We start from the raw sequence: 22932 nt of genomic DNA on the forward strand, positions 1-22932 counted from the left end.
TGCAATCAGCCGATTACCCACGTTGCGCACGCCGGTGACCGGCATTTGCCCCTTATTTCAGCGCTGACAGCGCGTGAAATGTCAGGCGAGCCAGGCCAGGGTGGCCTGAAGTGCCAGCGACAGGCCGTCGGGAGCAATGCCGTGCCCGGTGCCGCGGGACACATGCGTCTCCACTTCGAGGCCGGCGACAATGAGGCCGGATTCGGCTTCGGCCATGCTCTCGAACGGCACGACCTCATCCATGTCGCCATGAATCAGGAGAACCGGCGGCTTGCTGCGGACCTCGGACGCCAGTGCCTTCGGTTGCAACAGGCGACCGGAGAAGCCGACGATCCCCGCGAAGGCCGCGGCGCGGCGCGGACCGACGTGCAGGCTCATCATCGTACCCTGCGAAAAACCGACAAGAACCGTGCGATCGGGGCCGATCCCCTCCTCCGCCGCCACCGCGTCGAGATAGGCGTCGAACTGCTGCGCGGCATCGGCCATGGCGATGCCTGCCTCGACCTCGGATGAGCCGTCCAGCCAGGGAATTGGGAACCACTGAAAACCCATGGGATTGTTGGTGCAGCGTGTCGGGGCATTGGGGGCAAGGAAGACGGTATCGGGCAGATGCGGCGCCAGCGGTTCGGCGAGACCGATGAGATCGCGGCCGTCAGCGCCATAGCCATGAACCAGGATCATCATAGAGCGTGCCGTACCCGATGCCGCAGCCTTGCGTTCCTGTGTCAGTGTCATACCCGTACCCCTTCGCGCGCCTTCTGCACGCCGTAGTATTTCCAGAACAGTGTCGCGGCGACGGAGCGCCACGGCGACCAGGCCAGGGATTGCGTCCGCAGCGCCTTTTCCGTCGGCCGTTCGTCCATGTCATAGATCATGCGGGCCGCTTCCTGCAAAGCGAGATCGCCCGCGGCAAAGATATCGGCGCGGCCCAGCGAGAATTTTGCATAAATTTCCGCCGTCCAGACACCGATGCCGGTGACAGAGGTGAGAGTGGCGATGATTTCCTCATCCGGTGCCTGCGCCAGCGCATCGAATGCGATGCCGCTTTCGGCGAGGGCACGAGCGTAGCGGCGCTTCTGGCGCGAGAGACCGCAAGCGGTGAGCGCCTCTTCCGACGCAGCGGCGACCGCTTGCATGTCCGTCAATCCGGCGGCTTCCAGCCGCGACCAGATGGCGGAGGCGGAGGCGACAGACACCTGCTGCGAGACAATTGCCGACAGAAGGGCCGGAAAACCACCCTCGCGGCGCCGGAGGTCCACCGGCCCCGCCACCGCGATGGCGCGGGCAAGAGCCGGATCGGCAGCGGCGAGCCAGGCGAGGCCTTCCTCGACATCGTCCTGGCAGGTGAGTATGCGGCCGACCATGGCATCGTTCCTTTGCCTGTACCCGGAAAAAGGAACCACGCGGGCGCGAGGCCTGCAAGCCAGTTCGCCATTGGCCTCCCAGAATTCCGGGTGTAGAAGCCGCGATATGGAAGAGACTGCGCCCACCGAAACCCGTGCCCGCCGCAACGTCGCCGTCCTCGTGGCGGCGCAGGCGTTTCTGGGCTCCCAAATGCCGATTTCCTTCGTTCTGGGCGGGCTTTCAGGCCAGTATCTCTCTCCCGAACCGTGCCTTGCGACGCTGCCGATTTCGCTGATCGTGTTCGGTTCGATGCTGACGGCGCCGGTCATGGGCAATTTCATGCAGGCCTACGGACGGCGGGCCGGTTTTCTGCTGGGCACCACCGGCGGCGCGCTGGGAGGGCTGCTGTCGGTGATCGGGCTGTTGCAGGGCTCGTTCGGGTTGTTTCTGCTAGGCTCGCTCTGCACCGGGATCTACATGTCGGCGCAGGGGTTCTATCGGTTCGCAGCCACGGATACCGCCAGCGATGCCTACAGGCCGAAGGCGATTTCCTACGTGATGGCAGGGGGGCTGATGTCGGCGATCATCGGGCCGCAACTGGTGAAACTCACGGGCGGGATCACCGACCCTATTCCCTTCGCCGGGGGATACATGGCGGTCATCGCCCTGAACGTCGCCGGCGCGTTCATCTTCGCCTTCCTCGACATTCCCAAGCCGGAAAAACCGAACCGGGATGCGCCGCGCGGACGGACGCGGCTGGAGCTGCTGCGCACCCCGCGCATTCTGGTGGCGATGATTTGCGCTATGGTTTCCTACGCGCTGATGAACCTTGTGATGACCTCGACACCGCTGGCCGTCGTGGGGTGTGGATACACGACCGACAATGCCGCCGACGTGGTGATGGCGCATGTGCTGGCGATGTTCGTGCCGTCATTTTTTACCGGCCATCTGATCGCCCGTTTCGGAGCGGAGCGGATCATCGCCACCGGCCTGACTATTCTGGCGGCCGCGGGACTGGTGGCGCTCAATGGCATCGATCTCGGCCATTTCTACGTGACGCTGGTGCTGCTGGGGCTGGGCTGGAACTTCGGGTTCATCGGCGGCACGGCCATGCTGGCCTCCGCCCACTCACCGGAGGAGCGGGGCCGGGTTCAGGGAATGAATGACTTTGCCGTGTTCGGAATGGTGACGCTGGCTTCGCTGTCTTCGGGCCTGTTGATGAACTGCTCCGGTGGCACGCCACAGGAAGGCTGGACGGCTGTCAATCTCGCCATGATCCCGTTCCTCGCGCTGGCCGGGGCCACACTCATCTGGTTCGCGCTGCAAGGCCGGCGCCTGCGAGTGTGAGGCGGCGGTGTTCTGGCGACGCTCCCTCGTGTCCGAAGAGATCGCGGACTGGGTGACGGACCGTTTCGGCTGGCTGGTGACGACGCTGGGGCCGGCAACATTCTTCGAACACACGAAACTGGTGCTGCCGACACGCAGTTTCTTTGCTACCGGCAGCGGCAGCGACGAGGCGACGGCCAGCGCGATCTTCGACGAGGTGCGCACGCATATGGGCGTCAACCATTGGCCGGTGCGGCTGGTGCCGCTGGGCACGGTTGGCGAGGATTTCGGAGCCGCGACTTATGAGACCAGCCAGATTGCGGGGACATTTTACACGCCGGAAGACGGACCGGCGGTGATCACATACCGGCCGGGGCTGATGCGGACACCAAAGGCGTTTATCGGCACCCTTGCACATGAGTTGGCGCATTACATTCTGGCACCGCATGTTCATCATGCCCCCGGTGGCGAGGAAGAGCACGAATTGCTGACGGACCTGACCGTGATCTATGCCGGGATGGGCGTGATCGACATTCAGGGGGCGCGCGACGTTGGCTGGCAGGGCTATCTGCGCAGCGATACCCGTGCCTACGCTCTGGCAACATTCCTGAGGCTGAAGGACGTAGATCCGGATGTGGCGATGCCATTTCTCGACACATATCTGCAGCGACGGCTGAAGCGGGCGCTGGCGCAGCGGGACGAGCGGGCGGATGAACTGGTGCTGCTGAAGGGGATGCGCAACCGCGGGTGAGCTATCTGGGCCTTCAGGCCCGCCAGCGAGATGCGGCGGACTTTCCTACCAGCGACCGGTGCTGCCGCGCCAGAGACGGGTGGCGCGCGACAGGATTTCCGGCGGCTCCAACCCACCAGACAGCGCCAGTTGCGGCCGGGCGCGGGCCGAGGACAACAGGTGCTGCGCCCGCCAGCCCGTGAGCAGGGCCGGCAGGGCCGCCTTCGGCACGCTCGGCCGCAGGGAACGCGCTTCGTCGATGCGCCGGAGGCCGGTTTTCGCTATCTGCGTGATCGTGGCGGCCGCGTCGCCGTTCGGCAAGGGTGCGCGGCCGGTCTCTTTCAGGACCGGCAGCGCCGCGAGATAGTTGGCGGCACCGCTCCCCTGCCCCATCAGCCGCGCCGCCTCCGGTTCCTCGTCCGTCAGGATCCGGGTCGCGAGCGTCATCAGGCCACCAGCGGTTTCGCTGAAATAGAGATCAAGCTCCGCGATGTCGGCGGGAGGCTCCAATTGGCTGTCGCGGCGGCGAGCGTCGATCAGGGCGAGCATCGTCGCGTGTGGCAGGGCGTGATCCCGCGCGACCTGCGCCAGCGGCGTGGCGACCTCGTGGCGTCGCACCGGGCCACCGCCCGCGATTTCGTCCAGCACGTCGCGCCACCATTGCAGCCGCATCTCGGCGATCATCGGCTCCGCCGTCACCCAAGGCGCGCGGGCGACTTCGAGGTTGAAGGCGTAGAGCACCATCAGCGCGCCGCGCCGGGGCATCGGCGCCAGCATGGCACAGGCGAAACGGTCCGGATCGTTGGCGGCGACAGCGGCGGCGCAGGCGTCGATGCTCATGCGGCCAGACGGGTGACGAAATAGGCGTAACCGTAGGTGTCGCCATGACGCTCGAACAGCTTGGCCTCTTCCTCGGCGCCGTCGATAACCCTGCGCATGACATCGTCGGCGCCGGGTCGCAGGGACTCCGCACGGGTGCCGAGCGGGCCGAGATAGGCCTGCCAGTCTTCCGGCGGCATGAGGAAGTCGGCGACCAGTTCGAAACCTGCTTCGGCGATACGGGTCTCGACACCCGGCATTGTCGTCATTGCCGGGTATTCCATCCAGAACAACCGCGCCTCCTCCGGCGGGCGATTGGCGAGCCAGACCGCCTCCGAGAAGATCACGTGGCCGCCGGGGCGCAGCAGCGGCGCCCATTGACGCAGGCCTTCGGTTACGCCGAGAAAGTAGAGCGCGCCCTCACAGATGATAAGGTCGAGCGAGGCCGGTGGCAGGCCGGGTGCGGCCATGTTCGCCTGTCGGGTTTCGAGGCGAGCGGCCAGCCCGGCGGCATGGGCGCGGGCCTCCAACGTATCGAGGTAGGGCTGATGGTGGTCAATGGCGACAACCTCCGCCTCCGGGAAGGCCTGGAGAGACAGGAGAGCGGCGGCGCCGGGGCCGCAGCCCATGTCGGCGATGGTGATCTGGCCCGACAGGCCGGTGGCTGTCATGGCCTTGAGGGTACTGCGATCAGAGCCGGGGGCTTCGCGCAGCAGGCCCTTGTGCAGGGTCATGAACGCATTGCTCTCGCTCATGCCGGCTGTGCCCCATCGCGAAGCAGCTTCCAGTTGAAGGCGTCGAGCAGCGCCTGGAAACTGGCGTCGACAATATTTGCCGAGACGCCAACCGTCGACCAGAGATTGCCGTCACGATCCTGGCTGTCGATCAGCACGCGCGTCACCGCTTCGGTGCCGCCGTTGGTGATGCGAACCTTGAAGTCGACGAGGTCGATGTCTTCGATGAAGCTCTGGTACGGGCCGAGATCCTTGGCAAGGGCGCGGGAGAGTGCGTTGACCGGGCCCTGATCGTTGCCTTCCGTATCCATGCTTTCGGAGACGGACATGAAGGTTTCGGTGCCGATCTTCACCTTCACCATCGCCTCTGACACGGTGATCATCTCGCCGCGAGCGTTCTGGCGGCGCTCTACCGTCACCTTGTAGCGTTCGACGTCGAAGAGCCGGGGAAGCTGGCCGAGCAGGCGGCGGGCGACAAGCTCGAAACTGGCGGAGGCGCTGTCATAGGCGTAGCCGCGATCTTCCAGCGTCTTGATCTCATCGAGAATCCGGCCAAGCCGTGGATCACCCTTCTCCACCTTCAACCCGGCATCGGCGAGGCGTTCGCGCAGGTTGGATTGGCCAGCCTGATTGGACATCGGCACGAACCGTTTGTTGCCGACGGCATCGGGGGCAATGTGCTCGTAGGTGGCCGGATCCTTGAGGATGGCGGAGGCGTGCAGCCCGGCCTTGTGGGTGAAGGCGGAGGCGCCGACATAGGGGGCGGCGGCATTGGGCACCCGGTTGAGGATGTCGTCAAGCATCCGCGAAGTCTGGGTGAGATGGCGAAGTGCCTCCTCGTCCACGCCGATTTCGAACTGGCTGGCGAAGGGCTCCTTCAGCATCAGCGTCGGGATCAGGCTGACGAGATTGGCGTTGCCGCAGCGCTCTCCAAGGCCGTTCAGCGTACCCTGGATCTGGCGCGCCCCTGCGGCAACGGCGACCAGCGAATTGGCGACGGCGTTGCCGGTGTCGTCATGCGTGTGGATGGCGAGATGGTCGCCGGGGATGCCGGCCTCGATCGCCGCCTTCACACCGGCCCGGACATCATGTGGCAGGGCGCCGCCATTGGTATCACAGAGCACGACCCAGCGGGCACCGGCATCATACGCTGCCTTCGCGGCCTGAAGGGCATAGGCGCGGTTGGCCCGCAAACCGTCGAAGAAATGCTCGCAATCAAACAGTGCCTCGCGCCCCTGTGCCCGGACATGGGCGATGGAGGCGGTGATGTTCTCGAGATTCTCCTCCAGCGTGATGCCGAGCGCCTTGGTCACGTGGTAGTCATGTGTCTTGCCGACAAGGCAGACGGCGGGTGTGCCGGCGTTGACGACTTCGGCCAGCACCTCATCGTTTGCAGCGGAGCGCCCGGCGCGTTTGGTCATCCCGAAGGCGGTGAAAGTTGCACGTGTCTTCGGGGCGGCGCGGAAGAAATCGCTGTCGGTCGGGTTGGCACCGGGCCAGCCGCCCTCGATGTAGTCAACGCCCAGAGCGTCGAGCGCAGCGGCAATGCGCTGCTTGTCGGCGAGGCTGAAATCAACGCCCTGGGTCTGCTGGCCATCGCGCAGGGTTGTGTCGAACAGGTAAAGGCGTTCGCGGGTCATCCTGGCCTCCCGGTGGTCGGCGCGGGGCGGCGTCGGGATTGGATATTTGGGGAAAGATGATGGGAGGCGGTCATTGGAGAGCATCCAATTTTGACTGGTCGAAGTCGGGACCTTCGATAAGCTCTATATTGCTTTTGCTCATTCGGACTTCGACACCTGCAGCTATGAGACCGGCCTTCAACGCATCAACTTTTGAAAAGTCTTTGGTTTCCATAGCTAGACGGCGCTCATAAGCCAAACTCAGTTCAAAACGCTCGAGAGTCGCATCGGGCTTCTTTTCACGTTTTTTGCGTGCAAGCTCTGGCAGATCAAAACCGAGGAGTTGGGCCGTCGCGATGAACTTTCGGTCCGCTGCATTTTGAGCGGCTTCGTCAAGTTGTGAGTAATCAGTGCTGTTGTCGATGTAGCGAGCTTGAGCTCTCAACCTCGTCAGCGCCAAGGATGTGTTGAGGTCGTCCGAAAGGGCGGTGACCACATCGGCTTCGACGGCATCAAACGGACCTTCAAGTGCATCAAGTCGCATCGAAAGAGTGCGAACCCAATTCTCAATTTCCGATGCGGCTTCGCGCGCCTTCGCTTCCGTCCAGTCCATCGGCTTCGAATAATGCGTCATCAGGAAGACGAAGCGGATCACTTCGCCAGGGACGCCCTTTTCCAGCAGATCGCGGACGGTGAAGAAGTTGCCGAGGGATTTCGACATTTTCCTGCCCTCGACCTGCAGCATCTCGTTGTGCATCCAGATTTTGGCAAAGCTGTCCTCGCCGCAGAGGCACTTGCTCTGCGCAATCTCGTTCTCGTGGTGCGGGAACTGGAGGTCGATGCCGCCGCCATGGATGTCGAATGTCTCGCCGAGCAGCGCTTTCGACATGGCGGAGCATTCGATGTGCCAGCCGGGGCGGCCGCGGCCCCAGGGGCTGGGCCAGCCCGGGGTCTCACTGTCCGATGGTTTCCAGAGGACGAAATCCATCGGATTTTTCTTGTACGGGGCCACCTCGACGCGGGCACCGGCGATCATGTCGTCCGTCGATCGTCCCGAAAGCTGGCCGTAATGCGGGTAGGCGTCGACATTGAAGAGGACATGGCCTTCGGCTGCGTAGGCTGCGCCCTTTGCAATCAGCGCCTCAATCATCGCCACCATGTCGCCGATATGGGCGGTGGCGCGCGGCTCATGCGTCGGGCGCAGGGCGCCGAGGGCATCCATGTCGGCGTGATACCAGCCGATGGTTTCTTCGGTGCGCTCCTTCACCAGATCTTCGAGGGATCGCGGATCGCCAGCGGCCTTTCGTGCCTGCGCCGTGGCGTTGATCTTGTCGTCCACATCTGTAAAATTTCGAACGTAAGTGACGGATTTTTCGCCATAAACATGGTTTAGAAGGCGGAAGAGAACGTCGAACATGATCACGGGTCGGGCGTTGCCGAGGTGGGCGCGATCATAGACCGTCGGGCCGCAGAGATACATCGATACCCGGCCCGGCACGATCGGCCGGAGCTGTTCCTTGCGGCGCGAGGCGGTGTTGTGGAGCTGGATCTCGGTCATGGCGTGTTCCATCGGGTGCAGGGGTCCCGCGGGTGGCCTATCATTTCGATCTGGGATTGGAAACAGGAAGCGGCCCGCGGACGATATGTCAGCAGATAATGCAAATCTCGCAGATGCGGGCGGTTCGTTTCATGCAGACTTTATGATGGCTGGCATCACAAAAAGCAAGTTGTCTCTGCCCCCTCGGGCGGGCAAGCTTCGGCGCATGAGCCCGGAGGAGATCGAAGCGCACTGCATGGCCCTGCCCGGCACCACCCGCGTGGTGCAGTGGGGCGGTTCGCATGTCTACAAGGTCGGCGGCAAGGTCTTCGCGATCTATGCCGGGCGGCGCGACGGGGTGACGGTGAAATGTGCCGACGCGGAGACGGCGGAGTTCCTGATCGAGATCGGTGCCGCGGTTCGGGCACCGCACCTGCCGCGCGGCGGCTGGATCTCCGTTACGGCGGATGCGGAGGCGCTGGATGAGCGGCTGCAGGTTTCCTACGAGACCGTGCGCGCGGGCTTGCCGAAGGCGGCAAGAGAGGCGCTGGAATGAGAGCGTCCCGGCGGATCGCGACCCTGAACGCCGGGGGGTCGGATGGCTGGGGCATATTCCTGCGGGCGCGGGAGATGGAACGGCAAGGGCGAGCGGTGCTGGACCTGACAATCGGGGATCATGACAGGGTGACGCCGCGTGTGCTGCTGGACGAAATGCACCGCAGCGCCGTGGACGGACATACCGGATACGCGAGCGTGCCGGGGACGCCGGCCTTGCGGTCGGCGATTGCCGCGCGGGTCGCGGCGCGCACAGGTGTGGCCACCGGCAGCGATAACGTGCTGGTGACGGCTGGCGGTCAGGCGGCGCTGTTCGCATCGTTCATGGGGGTGCTGGACCCAGGTGATACGGCACTGTTCATCGATCCGTATTATGCGACCTATCCCGGTACCATCCGGGCGGCCTCCGGTGTGCCGCATGCTGTGGCCGCCCGTCCCTCCGCCGGGTTCCAGCCGCAGGTGCGCGACCTGGAGACTGCGCCGGACGCGCGGGCGCTGCTGATCAACACACCCAACAATCCAACCGGTGTCGTTTACGCGGAAGCGACGATGCGCGGACTGGCGGAATTTGCCGAAGGGCGGGACATGTGGCTGATCGCCGACGAGGTCTATGACGGGCAGGTCTGGACGGGGGCGCATCTGTCGATGCGGTCAGTGGCCCCGGAGCGGACGTTGCTGATCGGCTCCCTCTCCAAGAGCCACGTGATGACGGGCAGTCGCCTTGGCTGGGTCGCCGGACCGGCGGAGATGATCGGCTATCTCGCCGATCTCGCGGTGAACACAACCTACGGTGTGCCGGGCTTCATTCAGGACGCGGCCCAGCTGGCTGTGACCGGCGGCGCGGAGATTGAGGCCGAGCTCGTGCAGACATATCGCCGACGCCGCGAGGCCTGCCTGCGCACGCTGGCCGGGCATGGCAGCATCGGCGTGGTGCCGTCCGCCGGGGCGATGTACCTGATGCTGGATGTCCGTGCCACGGGCCTCTCCGGCGAGGCGTTCGCGCTGCGTCTGCTGGACGAACGCGGGATTGCGGTGATGCCGGGAGAAAGTTTCGGGCAGGCGGCTGCCGGGCATCTGCGGGTGGCGCTGACGAGGCCCGAGGCCGCGTTGAACGCCGCAATGGCACAAATTGCCGAATTTGCAGAGGAGTTGAGAGATGCCGCATGATCCGGGGCCCGCATTCCGGGCACTTCACAGGCCGGGCGATCCCTTCATCCTCGCCAATGCATGGGACATTGGCTCGGCGCGAATGCTGGCTGCATTGGGGGCGGAAGCGCTGGCGACATCCTCTGCGGCGCATGCGTTCACGGTCGGGCGGCCGGACATGGGCATCGTGACCCGCGACGAAGCGCTGGCCCATGCGCAGGAAATGGTGGTGGCAACGCCTCTGCCCGTCTCCGGCGATTTCGAGAACGGGTTTGGCGATGCACCCGACACGGTGGCGGAAACCGTGCGGCTGGCGAGTGAGGCAGGGCTTGCGGGGTGTTCGATCGAGGACACGGCGCTGCCCGGCATCGACGTCTATGACACCGATTTCGCCATCGAGCGCATCCGGGCGGCGGCTGCGGCGGCGCGGGCGCTGCCGCGCGATTTCGTGCTGGTGGCGCGGGCCGATGGCGTGATGAACGGGCAATACGATGTCGAAGAAGCGCTGCGCCGGGTAACCGGGTATGCCAAAGCCGGGGCAGATTGCATTTATGTGCCGATCCCGCCCGGCATGGCCGACATCGCCCGGATTTGCAAAGCAGTCCCCTGTCCGGTCAATGCGCTGGCGGCGGGGTCGTTTACGAAGGTATCGCGGGCAAAGTTCGCAGCCGCAGGTGTGGCACGGATATCGCTGGGTTCCGCGTTGGCTCGGGCAACGCATGCGCTGATCCGTGACCTGGGCCGGGAGATGTTCGAGAACGGGGATTTCAGCGGGCTGGGTGGCGCCTCCGGCAGCGAGATCGATGCGCTGTTGCTGAAAGGGGCGCAGCCGGAATAGCTGCGCCCCCTTTTTGTTTGCGGTTGGCCCCTTCCGGGACCGGAACCGCGCGATCAGAACTTGTACGCGACCTTGGCACCGACCGTGTGGGCCGTTGCGTCGATACCGGAATCATCGATGTCGTTGAAGTCGTGGTAGAGATACTCGACACCGGCCACGATGTTGTCGGAGACGAGGTAATCCACACCGGCACCCACGACGTAACCGTAGTCGGACAGGTCACCGCCCGCGGCATTGACATTGGCATAGGCGCCACCGGCTGTACCGTAGAGAAGCGCGCGACCAACTTCGACACCACCTTTGAGTTTCAGGCGTGCAAGCTGGTCGATTTCGCCGCCGCCATCGATCGAGAGATCGGCGATGTTCAGATCGAGTTCAGACCCGACAACGAAACGACCGAAGTCGTAGTTGTATCCGGCGAGGACACCACCGAAGGCGCCATCGAAGTCCGCGTCGGCGCCGTCATCGGCCGTACCGAAGCCGTAGCCGGCCTGCGCACCAGCATAGAAGCCTGTCCAGTCCACGCCGACCGGGGCGACAGCCACGGGTGCAGGAGCAACAACGGGGTCTGCCGGTGCTTCGTAGACCGGGTTACCGGCCAGCAGCGGCGTTGCCAGCATAGTTGTCGTCAGGGTCGTTACGATCAGTTTATTCATGACTATAGTCCTTTCCTGCCTGTGCCTCATAAGCACAATTGTGGCGCAGCCCGCCCCCTTCTGTTCGGGGTCTTAGCGTGCCTGCCATGTGGGTAAGACGTGTCAGCGGCGGTTCCGTTCCCTCACGAGACGGTGATCAGGGCCGGTTTTGGCAAATTGTGATTGCACTGAAATTTTGCTTCGAATGCGTGATCATTCACGTCTTGATCTCCGCCGTTCGCGTCGTTATGTGGGGGGACGCTTGGGGAATAGGTTAACGGTAGACCCGCAGACTCTGACTCTGTTAGTCCTGGTTCGAATCCAGGTTCCCCAGCCAAACCTCTCCCAAGTGTATTTTTGACGGCAGCTCAGTGCAGTTGCTGCCCGGTCACGGCAGCGAGCCCGTGTCTTTAGCCGCTGGCACTTCCGGCTGTGTCGGCAGGCAGATCACAGAATTGTGGTCGAACCGGCGGCCGACGGCAGCCGGTTTTCTTGGGCTTCGATCCCAGATGAACTAGAGTGCTGCACAATCAGCGAATGTTCCACAGACCAGCGGGAGCTGGTGCGACAGATGGGAGAAGACCTCATGAAGACTGTCCTGTTCAATCGCCGAAACATGCTGGTGGCGGGCGGTGCCCTGCTGGGGGCCGGGCTTTCCGGCGGGATGCGGGGCGCGGCGGCGCAGAGTGTGACACCGACGCAATCCATGCGTGGCGGTGCCAACAATTACCTGCCCGGAGCACCGGTCGTCGAGCGGATCGGCGGTGGAGGTTTCTGGATGACGGGAACGGTTCGCCGCGCAGGCGATGGCGCGCCGTTGGCCGGCCAGCGCATCCAGATCTGGGCGCATACCACAGAAGGGCATGAGCGTGACCCCCACAGCCATGGTGCGACGCTGACGGATGCCAACGGTGTGTTCAGGCTGGAAATGCCGCAAATTGTGCCGGCTTTCGGTCAGCCACATGGGCACCTGGCCTATGATAGTGGCGAGTTCGCGACCGTGTTTCTTCGGCCCGTGATGGGCAGTGCGCGTGACACCAGCCTGGAAGCGCATTTCGTGCTGCAACCGGCCTGACCAGGTTGCTGTCGCAAGTGTTCGCAAGGACGCGGCCTTTCCTGATCTGGGCGGCGCTGCTGCTTGCCGTTGTCGTGCCGATACTGCTGGCTGCGTCGAGCCCGTTGCTCGCGTGGCGGCAGCCCGTCTACGTGACCGGCGGATTTGCGGGCGTTGCGGCATTGGTGCTGTTGCTTGTCCAGCCGCTGTTGGCTGCAGGCGTCCTGCCGGGACTGCCGCCTTTGCGGGGCCGGGTTTTGCATCGCAGGATCGGCGCCGTTCTGGTTCTGGCCGTGGTGGTTCATGTGGGCGGCCTGTGGATCACCAGCCCGCCGGACGTTGTCGATGCGCTGACATTCACGTCGCCGACGCCGTTCTCCGCTTGGGGCGTTGTTGCGATGTGGGCAGTCTTTGCGACGGCAGGCCTGGCGATGGTCCGCAGGCGGCTGCGGCCGGCTTTGTGGCGCCTTCTTCACATGGCGCTGGCAACCGCGATCGTCGTGGGCAGCATTGTCCACGCCCTGCTGATTCAGGGGACGATGGAAATATATTCGAAGGTGGGACTGTGCCTGCTGCTGGCAGTGGTGACGATCAGGATCGTGGGCGGGGTCTGGCGGCGAAACCTGCGTTCAGGACCCAGAAACGCGCCGTCCGGAAATTGACACAGACCCATTCTCCGCAGCCGGAGTTGCACTGGCATCCTGATCGTCCTGCTTCGGTAGCCGCCCGATGTCTAGCGCATGCAAGACCGGACAGTTGCGCTGGTGCCGAACCTCAGCGGATCGTGTACCCCCCATCGACCACAAGGTTTTCGCCGGTTACAATACCGGCTTCCGCCGACGACAGGTAAAGAGCGGCTGCCGCAATCTCCGACGGTCTGGCGAAGCGGCCGACCGGAATTTCGCGCTTTGCCCGTTCGCCCTTCTCGCCGGACCAGCCGACAAGCGCCATCGGCGTTTCCACCACGGTTGGCGAGATGGCATTGACGGTGATGCCGTGCTTTGCCCATTCCAGCGCGAGCACCTTCGTCAGGCCGATCAGTCCGGCCTTGCTGGCGCCGTAGGCTGCGTGTTCCGCAATTGCCACGATACCTGCTTGTGAGGCGATGTTGACAATACGACCTGTCGCGCTGCGTTTCAGCCACGGCAGCGCGGCGCAGGCGACAAGCCATGGGGCGCGGAGGTTTATGGCCTGAGTCATGTCCCAACCTTCGACCGATTGTTCCTCCGCGGGCGCGACGATGCCAACTCCGGCGTTATTTATCAGAACGTCGATGCCCACCGCCGCACCGATCGCCTCGACCGTTGCCGATATTGCCGCCGGGTCGGCGAGATCGAGCGGCCAGTAGCGGTGTTCGCCCGGCAAAGTCGAGGCAAGCTTGGTACAATCCTCACGATCGGCCAGCGCCAAGGTCGCGCCTGAACTGGCGTAAGCTTCCGCCAACGCGGTGCCGATGCCGCCCGCCGCGCCGGTGATAAGGACTGTCTTGCCGGTGAAGTCGGTCATCTGCCAGCCCTCAGATGTCGAAATTGGTGGGCAAGACGATCATGTCGCGGATCGTCACATTGCGACCGCGCGACAATGCGAAGATCAGCGCCTCCGCCACCTCCGATGGTTCGATCAGTGAGCCGTTTTCCTTGGCCTTGCGCAGGTTCTCTTCCGGCCAGTCGGCAAGCAGGGCAGAGATAACCGGACCGGGAGATACCTGCCCCACACGAATGCCATGCTCCCGCAACTGGCGGCGCATGGTCTGCACGAAGCAGGTAATGGCCCATTTCGAGCCGGAGTACACCGGCTCCCACGGGATGGCGGCGTGACCGGCAACGGAACAGGTGACCCAGATGTCACCCGTCTCACGATGCTTCATGTGTGGAATGATAGCGTGAACATTCTTCATCACGGCATTGATGTTGAGATTCAGCATGCGGTCGATGGTGGCCGGATCCGTCTCGTCCAGATCACCGCCGATATAGGTGCCGGCATTGCAGTAGAGGATATCGACATGGCTGACCTTGGAGAGGATCTCCGGCACCATGGCATCACAGCTTGGCGCATCGAGCAGGTCGGTGACCTGGGCGATGGCCCTGCCGCCCAGCCGCGACGTCAAGTCCTCCAGCGCGTTCGCATCACGATCCACCATGACGACGGTCGCGCCTTCGGCAAGCAGCGCCTCGGTGGCGGCGAGGCCTATGCCGGAGGCCGCGCCGGTGATAGCGGCGATTTTTCCGTTGAGAGATTCAGCCATTGCGGGCTCCTTTTCCTTTCAGGTTCAGACAGCGAGGAAGCCGCCGTCAACGGGCAGCACTGCGCCCGTGATCATCGGGGCGTCATCGCCGAGCAGCATTATGATGGAACGGGCGACATCATCGACTTCGGCGAAACGGCCGATGGGGTGACGGACCATCATCGGGTCCTTCTTTGCCGGTTCGGACCATGCGGCAGCGGCAAGTTCCGTCATCGTCACCGTCGGCGCGACGGCATTGACACGGATACCGTGCGGTCCGAGTTCGCGGGCCATGACACGGGTGGCCCCCTCCAGCCCGGCCTTGGAGGCGGCATAGCACATATGCTCCTCAAAGCCGCGATGTCCGGCGATGGAGGTCACATTGAGGATCGCGCCGCCGCCGCCTGCCGCAATGCGGGCACGCGCGAATTCCTGCGCACAGATCAGGGCGGCGCGCAGATTGATGCCGACGACGGCCTCATAGCCCGCGTCGGTCATGTCCACCACCCTTTCCAGCACGTTGGTGCCGGCGCAGTTCACCAGAAAGTCACAGGTTCCGGCTGCCTGCATCGCGGAGCGGGCAGCGCTGGTGTCGAGCAGGTCCACCGCAATGGAGGTACTGCCTGTTTCGGCGGAAAGGCTGTCGAGATCTGACTGCGTTCGTGCCATGGCGATGACCCGGGCACCCCGCCGTGCAAGTTCGGCGGCACAGGCGCGGCCGATGCCCTTGCCCGCGCCGGTGATGATGACGGATTTGCCGGTGAACTGTCCCTGCATGGTTGCCTCCCTAGTGCGTGGTATAGCCGCCGTCGGCGGTCAGCGTTGTTCCCGTGACGTAGGATGCTGCGTCAGAGGCGAGAAAGAGGACGCAATTCGCCATTTCCTCGGGCTGTCCGAAGCGGCCCATTGGGGTATTCGCCGCCCAGACGCTGCTCCAGTCTTCGCGGGCGAGGCCGCCCTTCGTCATGTCTGATACGACGTAGCCCGGGGCCAGAGCGTTCACCCGTATGCCACGCGCGGCATATTCGAACGCCATCGTGGTGGTCATCTGGTGGATTGCGGCCTTCGATGAGTTGTAGGCCACCTGTAACTGCGGCTTGTTGGCGACAAACCCGGATATGGAACCGATATTGACGATGGCGCCCCCGCCCTGTGCGAGCATCGGCACAACCGCCTCGCGGGCGAGGCGGAACGGGGCATTGAAGTTGGTGTCCATGATCGCGGCGAGGCGCTCGTCGCTGAAATTATGGAAATCGTCGTTATCGGCGATGCCAGCGTTGTTGACGAGGATGTCGAGGCTGCCGAACCGATCCAACGATGCGGCCACCAGCGTGGCAGGAGCGTCCGGGGTCGTGACGTCGGCCGCCAGCCAGTGGGCGGTTTCGGAATGATCCGAGAGCAAATCCAAAAGTTCCGGCGTCTCCGAGCGGCTGGTCAGGAGGCAGCGGGCCCCGGCCTCCAGAAACAGCCGGGCGATAGCGAGGCCGATGCCACGGTTGCTGCCGGTGATCAACGCGGTTTTGCCGTCGAGACGAAACTGGGAAAGGGACATATGACTTCCTCCTTAAACCGCACAGGCGGTGTGGTAACTGCGAAGCGTGTCGGTGATCCGGTCGACGAGCAGGTCTTCCGGTTCCAGCGGATGAGCTGCGAACGCCTCCGCCTGCGGCAGGTGCTGTCGGATCAGCGGTAACGGGACCAACTGCCCACGCAGGGCATGTATGAGCCGTGCCACTGCCTGCATGGCTTCCTTGCGTGTCCAGTAGTAGCGAATACGATCCGATAGCGAATAGTGGCGCAGCATCCGCTCATCCCCGGCAGTGCCTTGGTAATGGCTCCGCCAGTGATCGGGGGAGGCCAGCATCAGCCTCTCCATCTCGGAATAGAGCGGGCGGGTTCCGTACCCCGGCAGAAGATCCGACGCGATGAGATCCAGCGCATAGAGTGCCTCGCGCAGGACAAATGTGAGTTCCGGGCCGACTTTGAGAATGGCGAAACCGTCCTGCACGAGACGGGAAAGCGGTTCGGTGCCCTGGTAGTCGGTCGAGTGGGCTTCGAAGATGATGCCAGGTTCTTCTGCAAGTGCAGCGACAAGGCCTCGGGCCGGCGCCGGATCATATGCGATGACGTTGCGGTTGCCGAATTCCACCCCCGGCTGAACGACAAGGCCGATAACGCGGCTGAAGGCATCATCCAGACCGTTGTCCGCGAAGGCTTGCCGGTGAACGGCAAGCGTATGGCGTGCGGCGTCGGGATCGGTGGGTCTGATCTCGGCGAGAGCGTGGTCGGCACCGCCGGGTGGCGGCACTTCAGTACCGATGATGTAGAGGGGCGGCGGCACACCGGCGTCACGCGCCGTCCGCTCCGCCACCGCTGCCAGCCGGGCGGCGCGATTGGCGGTGGCGACATCGTCGAGCGCCACAGGTTCCCCGGCGCAGCCCATGGAAGCGTCCAGATGGATCTTTGCAAATCCGGCTGCGACAAACGCCGCGACCATCCGCTCCGCCTGCAGCATCGCCGCGTCCGCCCGTTGATCACGCCAGGGGTTGGGGCCGAGATGGTCACCGCCGAGAATGACCAGTTCCGGCGGGCAGGCTTCTTCGGCCGCGATGGAATGAACAAGGGTCGCGAAGTCCTGCGGGGTCATGCCCGTGTAGCCGCCGAGATGGTTGACCTGGTTGCAGGTTGCCTCGATCAGCACCGTCGCGCCGGTTTCGCGTCCGTGGCGCAGTGCGGCCCGCAGTACGAGCGGATGCGCCGAGCAGACCGAGGTGATCCCCTTCGGCTTGCCCCCGTGATAGAGCGATGCGAGGTCGGTAAGCGTGACCCGGCTCATGCCACCCTGCCCTTCCCGGCGATGAATGCATCAAGTTCCGCCCGCGTGCCTGCGCCCTCCATCGGGCCGCGGAAAGTGACATTGCGGGCTCCCGCGGCATTTCCATAAGTCAATGCCTGCGCCATATCGAAACCGAGACGGCGGGCCGCGACATATGCGCCGCCGAAACAGTCGCCGGCGCCGGTCGGGTCCAGTTCCGTCACCGCGAAGGCGGGTGCGTCGATGCGGGTGCCCTCAGCGGTGAAACAGGTCGAGCCTGCCGCGCCGCGCTTCAGCACGATTTCACGCGCGCCTCCGGCGAACAAGCTGGCCAGAGCAGCGTTCTCGCCTGCCGAAGCGTCTGTGCCGGCGGCCACGAAGAGTTCCGGACCGGACGGCAGCAGGAGATCTGCCATCGACACCACGGCGGCGAAACGGCTGGCCGTGTCGGCATCGGCACCGAGTTCCTTGCGCAGATTGGGGTCGAGCGACACACTGCCGCCGCGGGACTTGATGATGCCGGCTGCCCGCTCGATGACTTGCCAGATACGCTGTTGAACCAGCAACGTACCCATGATGTGCAGGTGACCGGCGCGGGCCACGACGGCCTCAACCTCCGCTGTCCAGTCCAGAGCGCCCGCGGCGGATGTCCACATGTTGTAGACGAAATCACGATCTCCGTCGTCGCGATAGCGGACGAAAGCCGTGCCGGTCGGCAGGGCCGGATCGACATGGATGGCGGATGTATCGACGCCGTCACGCTGCAATCTGTCGGTGTTCACACGTCCGAAATCATCCTTGCCGACGGAGCCGATCATGGCCGCGGAGCCACCGAACCGACCGCATTGGTCGATGAAGATCGCCGGAGCGCCGCTGGGATACGGCCCGGTCAGGGGCTGCGGTTCCAGAAAGCCGCTGCCGGCGGTATTGGCGACGATTTCCACCAGGATCTCACCGATGCAGAGCGTCGGGCCGAAATCGTCGGGAGACAGTGGATTGGGGGTGGGCATGGCCGTGGCCCTCAGGTGCGCGCGTTGGTGGCGCGGCGGCGCTGAGCCTCCGCCCATTTCAGTTCGATGAACTGCTTGGCGTGAGCCGCGAGCGGATCGTTCTCCGTCCATGTGTCACGCCAGATGGCGCAGGCGAGCGACAGGCTCTCGTCGACAATTGCGGCGGAAAAGCTTTCGAAGACGATGTCACGATCATATCCGATATCGACGAGGGCGTCGAAGACAGGCTCCCACTGAATGGTGCCGTCACCCAGGTAGCCACGATTGGACTCGCCGATGTGAAAATAGCCGATCCGGTCACCCGCCAAACGGATGGCGGCGGCGGGATCGGCCTCCTCGATCTGCATGTGGAAAGTATCGAGATGCAGGCGGACATGCGCGCTGCCCGTATCGTCGATAAATTTCAGGCCCTGCGCGGTGGTGTTCAGGAGATTGCTTTCAAAGCGGTTGACCAGTTCCAGCACCAGATCAACGCCCGCCGCCTCTGCGAGGTCTGCCGTTTCGGCAATGGCCTCGACCGAGTTCTTCCAGCCGTCCACCGTCGGCTGACGGCTATATTTCGTATGCGCTGAATAGAGAATGCCGCCAAGTTTGTCGCCGCCCACATCACGGACGGCACGGACGGCATCCGCCAGCATCGCCTTGCCGGCCGCAACCCGCTCCGGTTCCTCCGCCGAGACATCCTTCTCCGGCGGCAGGCCCATGGTCACGCCGATCTGTACGTCGAGTTCCTGACTCTTGCGGGCCAGCCGGTCGAGATCGAAGAGTTCCGGGCGCAGATACGCAAACTCGATGCAGCGGTATCCGTGCTCCGCCGATTTCTCCAACGCCATTTCCAGGCCTTCCTGGGTCTGGCCACCAGTCCAGACGAATGAGTGAATTCCGAGCCGCTTCATGTTATGCCTCTTGTCCCTGATCTTTGGTTACGTTCGCCTGCGCCGCAAGCAACAGCTCGGCCGTCACATCATCGGTGACCAGCGTGTCCACCAGACCGCGGGCGCAGGCGGCGCGGATGATGTCGACCTTGTGCGCGCCAGCTGCCGCCATGATTTTCTCGGGCACGTTATGTACCAGTTCGAGCGGCATACCGATGGTGCGATCGTCAACGTCGGGCGACACGGAATTGCCGTCACGGTCGAGGAACTGGCCGAGCACATCGCCGATCGCCCCTGCGTTCATCAGGTTTGCCGGTGTCAGTTCACGCGGCAGGCCATGCGAAACGAGGAAGGACTTTTCCGAGACGTTGGAGCAGGTGAGGATGACGGCATCGAGCGAGTCGAACTTCGCGAAATGTTCCTTCAGCGCATACTGGGAAAGGAAGAGATCCCGGTCGATCCCATCCGAAAGATAGATAGGTGCCGTCAGGATGGAATAATGTGCACCAAGCGCATCGGCGAAGCCGGACGCAATGCCAAACGAGTTGAAGGTGGAGCCTTGCGCGGTGCCGCCGAGAATGGACACGACTTCCATCCCTGGATGGGACTGCTTCTGAAGCTTGCGAATGGCGGAATCGAGGGTCAGGCCCCATGAGACGCCGAACGACTTCCATTGCGCCACCCGCAATCTTTCCGAGAGATGCGCTGCGAGGGCCGCACCGACCGGGCGATGGTAGTCATGTTCGTCCCGGTTGGCGGGCGCAACAACGGCACGGCTGAGACCCAGCGCATCCTTCAGATCATGCTGCAGTTCCACGCGGGCAACGAATGGCGAGTCGATCTGGACCTTCACGAGGCCCAGCGCCTTCGCCCGCTGAATTGCCTGATTCACGCGCAGGCGCGTGACATCGAGCATCTTCGCAATTTCCGCCTGGGTCATCTCGTTGACGTAGTAGTGCCAGCAGACCTCCGCGATGAAAGCCTCGGTGTCTTCGTTAGGCTCGCGCGCCACTGTCATTCCTCCCCGCACGACACGAATTGTTCGTTGATCAAGCGAGAGGATGGCACGAAATTCATTTGTATGGCAAGCGATACATCTGAAAATTTTCACTTGCATGGGCTTCCTTACAATTGCATCCTTGCGGTGGGAGGAGACGCGAATCGTCGGGCTACACGGGCTCTGGCGCCGCGGATCACTCCCTAATGTTTAGGGAGGAAAGCACATGAGCTTTGCATACAAACTCGCCGGTTCCGCGCTTGCGATCACCGTCGCGGCAGGCGCGGCCTTTGCTGACGGCCACGAAGACTGGTGGAAACAGGCGGCCGAACCGTACCAAGGTGTGACGCTGCGCGGTGTAACGGAATCGTCGCCGCCATCACTCTATATCCGCGAGGTGCTGGCACCACAGTTCGAGGAACTGACCGGCATTCGCGTCGATGTCGAAACCACGTCCTGGGACCAGATGTTCGACAAGGCGATCAAGGACATGGAGGCCGGAACAGGCATCTATGACATGGTCTACATCGAGCAGGACATCATCTACTCCTACCTCGCCCGAGACTTCCTGACGGATCTGACAACCCTTCTGGGCGACAATCCCGACCTGCAGGCGCCGACCTACAGCGAAGACAATTTCACGACCTTCGCGGACTACTTCAAGGATGACGAGGGCCATCTCTACGGCGTGCCGATGGAAGCCTTCATCAAGGTCTATCTCTATCGGAAAGACCTGTTTGAGGACGCCGACATTCAGGCCGCCTTCAAGGAAAAGACCGGCCGTGACCTCGCACCGGCCACGACCCATGACGAATACGCAGAGATCGCCCAGTTCTTCACTGATTGGGGCAAGGAAAATGACATGGATCTCTGGGGCACCACGGCGCAGGCCCACACCGGCCACGTGGCGTCCTGGTACGAATACTTCGAGTCCATCGCTCCGACCTTCGGTGTCTATAACTGGGGCATCGACGCCGACAACAACTACGCAGCCTCGGTCGAGAACGGCGGCGAAATGAACAGCGATACCGCCAAGGAAGCGCTGACATGGTGGTTGTCGATGCGGGATATCGCGCCACCCGAATCCGTGCAGTCCACGTGGACGGAAGTGGGCACGACCTTCGGCGCCGGCCGCGCTGCACAGGGGCTCGTTTACGGTGAGAATGCAGGCTGGATTGCCGCGGACGACACCAAGTCTCTGGTCGTCGGCAAAGTCGGCGTGGCGATGCCGCCGCTGGCAGACGGAATTCTCGACGAAGTCGAGGGCGGTGAAGGCTACGTCGGTTACTATGACGGCGGTGCATTCGGGTTGCCCACAACCTCCAAGCAGAAGGAAGCGGCAGCACTGTTCCTGCAGTACATCGGCCAGAACGAAGTTCAGCCTGACTGGGCCGTCGCCGCACCGCGAGTGACCAACACCGCGACGTACGACGACCCGAAAGTTCAGGAAATGAATGCTGAACTCGGTGGCTACTACGACATGCTGAAAGACAAGGGCTACCTGTTCGCAGGCGCTCCGGCCTACCCTTTCCATGCACAGGTGCGTGAAGCCACGGCGCCGACCTTCTACAAGATCCTGACCGGCGACCTCGGCGTTTCCGAAGGGCTTGACCAGATGGCCGCCGAAGCCGAAGCGGAGCTGACCAACCTCGGCTATCGCAACTGAATCGACCCTCCCTGTCGATCCCGGGGCTGCCGCCATTCGTGGCGGCGCCCCACCCTGCCCGACCGCGACACATTGACGGGACGGCGCAATCCGATCTCAATACAAACAAAAAACGCGGGAGGTAGACGATGCGATCCAATGCACTTGGCTGGATCTTACTGGCACCGACGCTGGTGATCCTGTTCTTCTTCGGGGTCCTGCCCTTCATCTACGTGGTGTTCGTCTCGTTTCATTCCTGGAACCCGTTCGCGGCCAATCCGGAAATGGTGTTCAACGGTGCCGACAACTTCCGCCGGATCGTCTTCGATGCCGAGTTTCTCAATTCCGTCGGCGTGACGGTTATGTTCGTCTTCTTCGCCGTCGTCTCCGAACTGATCGTCGGCTATCTTCTTGCCCAGGCCTTCATGAAGGATTTTCCGGGCAAGGCTATCTTTCGCACCATCCACACCCTGCCGCTGATCATGGCCCCGATCATCGTCGGCTCCGTCTGGAAACTGATGACGACGCCATCCATCGGCATCATCCCGCATTACCTCGATGAATGGTTCGGCATCACCATGAACATCGGCACTTCCGCCACAGCCGCCTTCACGACCATCGTGATCATGGATGTCTGGCACTGGACACCGCTGGTGACCCTGACGCTGATCGCCGCGCTTGTCTCGCTGCCGCCCGATCCGTTCGAACAGGCGCAGATCGACGGTGCCAACAAGCGCCAGATCTTCTGGCACATCACATTGCCTATGATTGCGCCCGCTGTCGTCGCTACCGTCTTCATCCGGCTGATGGATGCCCTTCGCACGGTGGACGAGGTTTGGATGCTGACAGGCGGCGGCCCCGGCTCCGCCACCCGGTTCGTCGGCGTTCACATCTTCAAGGAAGTCTTTCCCAAGACGAACTACGGCTATGGCTCCACCATCTCCGTGATCGTGCTGTACCTGACCATCGTCGCCTGCTGGCTGCTCTACGTGACCATGCTTGCGCCCCGCAACACGAAGAAGGGTTGAG

The 22932-nt window shown here is 63.3% G+C and carries 24 protein-coding genes and 1 tRNA gene; 10 read left to right on the top strand and 15 right to left on the bottom strand.

The genetic code is table 11. The features are described 5' to 3' along the window. Positions 1-81 precede the first annotated feature (81 nt). Together GO499_RS07710 and GO499_RS07715 are read right to left on the bottom strand one after the other, a co-directional pair. Positions 82-735 carry an alpha/beta hydrolase gene (locus GO499_RS07710; protein WP_161861656.1) on the bottom strand — a complete coding sequence of 218 codons (654 nt, stop codon included), beginning with the start codon at positions 733-735 and terminating at the stop codon, positions 82-84. Then, positions 732-1364, bottom strand: coding sequence for a DNA-3-methyladenine glycosylase family protein (locus tag GO499_RS07715; RefSeq protein ID WP_161861657.1), 633 nt, complete (start codon positions 1362-1364; stop codon positions 732-734). Before GO499_RS07715 ends, GO499_RS07710 begins: the two co-directional genes overlap by 4 nt. 106 nt (positions 1365-1470) lie before the next feature. On the opposite strand from GO499_RS07715, the gene GO499_RS07720 reads away from it, so the two are divergent. Continuing rightward, positions 1471-2691, top strand: a complete 1221-nt coding sequence (locus GO499_RS07720; protein ID WP_161861658.1) for an MFS transporter — start codon at positions 1471-1473, stop codon at positions 2689-2691. Between the two features lie 7 nt (positions 2692-2698). Then, complete coding sequence (locus GO499_RS07725; protein WP_161861659.1) at positions 2699-3421, top strand: hypothetical protein; 723 nt, start codon at positions 2699-2701, stop codon at positions 3419-3421. Between the two features lie 45 nt (positions 3422-3466). Here GO499_RS07725 and GO499_RS07730 read toward each other — a convergent pair whose 3' ends face one another. From GO499_RS07730 to cysS, 4 genes are all read right to left on the bottom strand, one after another. Then, complete coding sequence (locus GO499_RS07730) at positions 3467-4240, bottom strand: squalene/phytoene synthase family protein (protein ID WP_161861660.1); 774 nt, start codon at positions 4238-4240, stop codon at positions 3467-3469. Further along, positions 4237-4974, bottom strand: coding sequence for a class I SAM-dependent methyltransferase (locus GO499_RS07735; RefSeq protein WP_161861661.1), 738 nt, complete (start codon positions 4972-4974; stop codon positions 4237-4239). The genes GO499_RS07730 and GO499_RS07735 overlap by 4 nt, the downstream gene beginning before the upstream one ends. Then, positions 4971-6593, bottom strand: a complete 1623-nt coding sequence (gene cimA / locus GO499_RS07740) for a citramalate synthase (protein ID WP_161861662.1) — start codon at positions 6591-6593, stop codon at positions 4971-4973. The genes GO499_RS07735 and cimA overlap by 4 nt, the downstream gene beginning before the upstream one ends. A gap of 70 nt (positions 6594-6663) precedes the next feature. Continuing rightward, positions 6664-8130, bottom strand: coding sequence for a cysteine--tRNA ligase (cysS, locus tag GO499_RS07745; RefSeq protein ID WP_161861663.1), 1467 nt, complete (start codon positions 8128-8130; stop codon positions 6664-6666). A 169-nt stretch (positions 8131-8299) separates the two neighbouring features. Between cysS and GO499_RS07750 the strand changes: the two genes are divergently transcribed. The 3 genes from GO499_RS07750 to GO499_RS07760 are packed head-to-tail and all read left to right on the top strand — an operon-like array spanning position 8300 to position 10648. Then, complete coding sequence (locus GO499_RS07750) at positions 8300-8665, top strand: MmcQ/YjbR family DNA-binding protein (RefSeq protein WP_284154927.1); 366 nt, start codon at positions 8300-8302, stop codon at positions 8663-8665. Next, on the top strand, positions 8662-9831 hold the full coding sequence (locus GO499_RS07755; RefSeq protein WP_161861665.1) for a pyridoxal phosphate-dependent aminotransferase: 1170 nt from the start codon (positions 8662-8664) through the stop codon (positions 9829-9831). Before GO499_RS07750 ends, GO499_RS07755 begins: the two co-directional genes overlap by 4 nt. After that, complete coding sequence (locus tag GO499_RS07760) at positions 9821-10648, top strand: isocitrate lyase/PEP mutase family protein (protein ID WP_161861666.1); 828 nt, start codon at positions 9821-9823, stop codon at positions 10646-10648. Before GO499_RS07755 ends, GO499_RS07760 begins: the two co-directional genes overlap by 11 nt. Before the next feature lie 53 nt (positions 10649-10701). Here the strand turns inward: GO499_RS07760 and GO499_RS07765 are convergent, their stop codons facing one another. Further along, a complete protein-coding gene (locus GO499_RS07765; RefSeq protein WP_284154928.1) occupies positions 10702-11304 on the bottom strand; it encodes an outer membrane protein in 603 nt (200 codons plus the stop codon). A gap of 242 nt (positions 11305-11546) precedes the next feature. On the opposite strand from GO499_RS07765, the gene GO499_RS07770 reads away from it, so the two are divergent. The 3 genes from GO499_RS07770 to GO499_RS07780 all read left to right on the top strand — a co-directional run bounded on the left by GO499_RS07770 (position 11547) and on the right by GO499_RS07780 (position 12999). Continuing rightward, positions 11547-11620: transfer RNA gene (locus GO499_RS07770), tRNA-Gln, on the top strand. A gap of 249 nt (positions 11621-11869) precedes the next feature. Continuing rightward, positions 11870-12358 carry a peptidase associated/transthyretin-like domain-containing protein gene (locus tag GO499_RS07775; RefSeq protein ID WP_161861667.1) on the top strand — a complete coding sequence of 163 codons (489 nt, stop codon included), beginning with the start codon at positions 11870-11872 and terminating at the stop codon, positions 12356-12358. Positions 12359-12375: 17 nt separating this feature from the next. Continuing rightward, a complete protein-coding gene (locus GO499_RS07780) occupies positions 12376-12999 on the top strand; it encodes a ferric reductase-like transmembrane domain-containing protein (RefSeq protein WP_161861668.1) in 624 nt (207 codons plus the stop codon). A gap of 112 nt (positions 13000-13111) precedes the next feature. On the opposite strand, the gene GO499_RS07785 is transcribed toward GO499_RS07780, so the two are convergent. Genes GO499_RS07785 through GO499_RS07820 form a run of 8 tightly spaced genes read right to left on the bottom strand, consistent with a single transcriptional unit; the run spans position 13112 to position 20273 of the window. Beyond that, positions 13112-13843 carry a GolD/DthD family dehydrogenase gene (locus GO499_RS07785; RefSeq protein ID WP_161861669.1) on the bottom strand — a complete coding sequence of 244 codons (732 nt, stop codon included), beginning with the start codon at positions 13841-13843 and terminating at the stop codon, positions 13112-13114. Positions 13844-13853: 10 nt separating this feature from the next. Further along, positions 13854-14582 (bottom strand): SDR family oxidoreductase, encoded by a 729-nt coding sequence (locus GO499_RS07790; RefSeq protein ID WP_161861670.1) that lies wholly within the window; start codon positions 14580-14582, stop codon positions 13854-13856. A 24-nt stretch (positions 14583-14606) separates the two neighbouring features. Beyond that, entirely contained in the window at positions 14607-15338 is a 732-nt protein-coding gene (locus GO499_RS07795; protein WP_161861671.1) for an SDR family oxidoreductase, read from the bottom strand. 10 nt (positions 15339-15348) lie between these two features. Continuing rightward, positions 15349-16113, bottom strand: coding sequence for an SDR family NAD(P)-dependent oxidoreductase (locus GO499_RS07800; RefSeq protein ID WP_161861672.1), 765 nt, complete (start codon positions 16111-16113; stop codon positions 15349-15351). Positions 16114-16125: 12 nt separating this feature from the next. Continuing rightward, positions 16126-17397: a D-tagatose-bisphosphate aldolase, class II, non-catalytic subunit gene (locus GO499_RS07805; RefSeq protein WP_161861673.1), complete on the bottom strand. Its 1272-nt coding sequence runs from the start codon at positions 17395-17397 to the stop codon at positions 16126-16128. Next, the gene (locus GO499_RS07810; protein WP_284154929.1) at positions 17394-18386 is read right to left on the bottom strand and encodes a tagatose kinase; all 993 of its coding nucleotides are present in this window, start codon (positions 18384-18386) and stop codon (positions 17394-17396) included. The genes GO499_RS07805 and GO499_RS07810 overlap by 4 nt, the downstream gene beginning before the upstream one ends. Before the next feature lie 11 nt (positions 18387-18397). After that, positions 18398-19282: a sugar phosphate isomerase/epimerase family protein gene (locus tag GO499_RS07815; RefSeq protein ID WP_161861675.1), complete on the bottom strand. Its 885-nt coding sequence runs from the start codon at positions 19280-19282 to the stop codon at positions 18398-18400. A 1-nt stretch (position 19283) separates the two neighbouring features. Beyond that, positions 19284-20273: a sugar-binding transcriptional regulator gene (locus GO499_RS07820; RefSeq protein ID WP_284154930.1), complete on the bottom strand. Its 990-nt coding sequence runs from the start codon at positions 20271-20273 to the stop codon at positions 19284-19286. Positions 20274-20484: 211 nt separating this feature from the next. Between GO499_RS07820 and GO499_RS07825 the strand changes: the two genes are divergently transcribed. Both GO499_RS07825 and GO499_RS07830 read left to right on the top strand, forming a co-directional pair. Beyond that, a complete protein-coding gene (locus GO499_RS07825) occupies positions 20485-21924 on the top strand; it encodes an extracellular solute-binding protein (RefSeq protein ID WP_161861677.1) in 1440 nt (479 codons plus the stop codon). A 128-nt stretch (positions 21925-22052) separates the two neighbouring features. Further along, a complete protein-coding gene (locus GO499_RS07830) occupies positions 22053-22931 on the top strand; it encodes a carbohydrate ABC transporter permease (protein ID WP_161861678.1) in 879 nt (292 codons plus the stop codon). Position 22932: the final 1 nt, after the last annotated feature.

The organism is Algicella marina (genome assembly GCF_009931615.1).
Lineage (GTDB): Bacteria > Pseudomonadota > Alphaproteobacteria > Rhodobacterales > Rhodobacteraceae > Algicella > Algicella marina.

What these genes read in the sequence shown, in the direction of transcription:
- GO499_RS07755 (WP_161861665.1), top strand. Translation starts at nt 8,662, where the DNA reads ATGAGAGCGTCCCGGCGGATCGCGACCCTGAACGCCGGGGGGTCGGAT.
- GO499_RS07810 (WP_284154929.1), bottom strand. Translation starts at nt 18,386, where the DNA reads ATGCCCACCCCCAATCCACTGTCTCCCGACGATTTCGGCCCGACGCTC.
- GO499_RS07730 (WP_161861660.1), bottom strand. Translation starts at nt 4,240, where the DNA reads ATGAGCATCGACGCCTGCGCCGCCGCTGTCGCCGCCAACGATCCGGAC.
- GO499_RS07735 (WP_161861661.1), bottom strand. Translation starts at nt 4,974, where the DNA reads ATGAGCGAGAGCAATGCGTTCATGACCCTGCACAAGGGCCTGCTGCGC.
- GO499_RS07715 (WP_161861657.1), bottom strand. Translation starts at nt 1,364, where the DNA reads ATGGTCGGCCGCATACTCACCTGCCAGGACGATGTCGAGGAAGGCCTC.
- GO499_RS07765 (WP_284154928.1), bottom strand. Translation starts at nt 11,304, where the DNA reads ATGAATAAACTGATCGTAACGACCCTGACGACAACTATGCTGGCAACG.
- cysS (WP_161861663.1), bottom strand. Translation starts at nt 8,130, where the DNA reads ATGACCGAGATCCAGCTCCACAACACCGCCTCGCGCCGCAAGGAACAG.
- GO499_RS07800 (WP_161861672.1), bottom strand. Translation starts at nt 16,113, where the DNA reads ATGTCCCTTTCCCAGTTTCGTCTCGACGGCAAAACCGCGTTGATCACC.
- GO499_RS07785 (WP_161861669.1), bottom strand. Translation starts at nt 13,843, where the DNA reads ATGACCGACTTCACCGGCAAGACAGTCCTTATCACCGGCGCGGCGGGC.
- GO499_RS07710 (WP_161861656.1), bottom strand. Translation starts at nt 735, where the DNA reads ATGACACTGACACAGGAACGCAAGGCTGCGGCATCGGGTACGGCACGC.
- GO499_RS07760 (WP_161861666.1), top strand. Translation starts at nt 9,821, where the DNA reads ATGCCGCATGATCCGGGGCCCGCATTCCGGGCACTTCACAGGCCGGGC.
- GO499_RS07795 (WP_161861671.1), bottom strand. Translation starts at nt 15,338, where the DNA reads ATGCAGGGACAGTTCACCGGCAAATCCGTCATCATCACCGGCGCGGGC.
- GO499_RS07830 (WP_161861678.1), top strand. Translation starts at nt 22,053, where the DNA reads ATGCGATCCAATGCACTTGGCTGGATCTTACTGGCACCGACGCTGGTG.
- cimA (WP_161861662.1), bottom strand. Translation starts at nt 6,593, where the DNA reads ATGACCCGCGAACGCCTTTACCTGTTCGACACAACCCTGCGCGATGGC.
- GO499_RS07805 (WP_161861673.1), bottom strand. Translation starts at nt 17,397, where the DNA reads ATGAGCCGGGTCACGCTTACCGACCTCGCATCGCTCTATCACGGGGGC.
- GO499_RS07775 (WP_161861667.1), top strand. Translation starts at nt 11,870, where the DNA reads ATGAAGACTGTCCTGTTCAATCGCCGAAACATGCTGGTGGCGGGCGGT.
- GO499_RS07720 (WP_161861658.1), top strand. Translation starts at nt 1,471, where the DNA reads ATGGAAGAGACTGCGCCCACCGAAACCCGTGCCCGCCGCAACGTCGCC.
- GO499_RS07790 (WP_161861670.1), bottom strand. Translation starts at nt 14,582, where the DNA reads ATGGCTGAATCTCTCAACGGAAAAATCGCCGCTATCACCGGCGCGGCC.
- GO499_RS07825 (WP_161861677.1), top strand. Translation starts at nt 20,485, where the DNA reads ATGAGCTTTGCATACAAACTCGCCGGTTCCGCGCTTGCGATCACCGTC.
- GO499_RS07815 (WP_161861675.1), bottom strand. Translation starts at nt 19,282, where the DNA reads ATGAAGCGGCTCGGAATTCACTCATTCGTCTGGACTGGTGGCCAGACC.